1 protein-coding gene and 1 pseudogene are annotated in these 1,685 nt (G+C 43.6%); both read right to left on the reverse strand.

Annotation, left to right across the window (positions count from 1 at the left end; all coding sequences use genetic code 11):
• Positions 1 to 159: 159 nt before the first annotated feature.
• Entirely contained in the window at positions 160 to 1,332 is a 1,173-nt protein-coding gene (locus A3757_RS15350; protein WP_068510872.1) for a methyltransferase, read from the reverse strand.
• A 70-nt stretch (positions 1,333 to 1,402) separates the two neighbouring features.
• Positions 1,403 to 1,685 (reverse strand): annotated as a pseudogene (locus A3757_RS15355) (SEL1-like repeat protein); the annotation flags it as partial.

The following is a 1,685-nucleotide window of genomic DNA, read 5'->3' on the forward strand; positions in this document are numbered from 1 at the left end:
AGCGATAGCTTAGAAAAATAGTTTGCGTCCATATTATCCAACTAGTCTTATTATTTTTTTGGATCTGCAGTCTAAACCAAGTAAAAGTCCAGCCTACCTGAGATCATAAAATCCCAGACTAACACAAACATGAATATTATTCATATTTTAAGGAATGGCTTACTTCCCAGCTTTGAGAATTACAAACTTCTTATTCGCTGCGATATTTTCAAAGTTACCAAATATTCTTTTCAAGTCAGAATGGTAGCCAAGGTGCCGATTTGCCACGAGCCATACCTCGCCACCCGTTTTCAATGCACGTTTGGCTTCTTTGAAAAAGGATTGGGCTATCGAAGTGCTCACCGTATTTTGCTGATGAAACGGCGGGTTACAAAGAATCAATTCCAATGAATTAGACTTAGCCTTGCTCAAGCCGTCACAAGCAATAAACTCAGCACGGTTTGTAGGCATATTGACCGCCAAATTGTGTTTCGCAGACTGTACCGCCTGAAAAGACTCGTCATAGAAAAACATCTGGGCATTAGGAAAGCGCTGTAAGTAGGCTAAACCAAGTACCCCATTCCCACAGGCTAAATCAGCGACTTGTGAAACCTCCGGTAAGCACTTGTAATGCCCCAAAAAGAAGCGACTGCCAATATCCAAATGATCATTGCTAAAGACATTTGGTAAAGCCTTCAAGTTCAATTCAAAATCGGGAACGCTGACAGACTTGCACTGTTCAAATATATTCTGCTCTGAAGCGTACGCCAGAGATTTATCAACCTCTGCCCTCCAGACTCGCGCTTTTTTTACACCTGGCAAAAAACTCGCCGGGCCAAAGCACTTCTCCAGCAACTCATACTGACCTTTGCTTAAGTGCTTATCCATACCTGCAAGTAAAAGTGTACAGCCTTCTTGTGCCCACTTATTCAGTTCAGCGAGTAAATAAGCCAGCTGGCTTTTAGATTTAGGTACTCGACCAATGATTAAGTCTGGGCGCTCTTCTCGTTTGACGAGATACTCAAGACCCGACTCAAAGTCCAGCACATTATCGTCATTCGCTTCAGCATTCTTCTTGAGGTTCTGTCGCGTTGCTTCTAATGACATCCATGAGTCGCCGTAACAGAGGGGCTTATATTTCATTAAAGGAATCGTCAAAGCACCAAAGTTATCGTGCACGATACAAAGCTGCTTGAAGCTTCCAGCCATGTCATCAACCAGATTAAGCAGGTAGCTGTCTGCAGCATCCCAGGCACGCAACTGACTACGCTTTTCAACAGGATAACGCTGAAGCTCATAATTCTGGCCGTTAGCGGTAAATGCGTTGGGATTTTCTGATGAGGAAGAAGACATAAAGGGATTTTAACTAATGAGCGAACTGAGCATTATAGCTCAAGCCATGCCTATCAAGAAGAGCCTAAGTTTACAGCGCAGCGCCAGCCTGACAAGCAACAGAAAGTCTCTGCCTACAAGCCTGTTGATACAATTGCTGCGCCTTGCTTAAGTTCTTAATAACACCGAAACCGCTTTGATAGAAACGACCTAATTGAAACTGAGCCTGAGCACTTCCTGATTTTGCAGCCACTTCAAACCAACGAAATGATTCATGCGAGTCGTGTTGAGGACCATCTTGTAAATGGTCCTCAACACGACTCGCATGAATCATTTCGTTGGTTTGAAGTGGCTGCAAAATCAGGAAGTGCTCA

The sequence above is a fragment of the Oleiphilus sp. HI0117 genome (assembly GCF_001635235.1).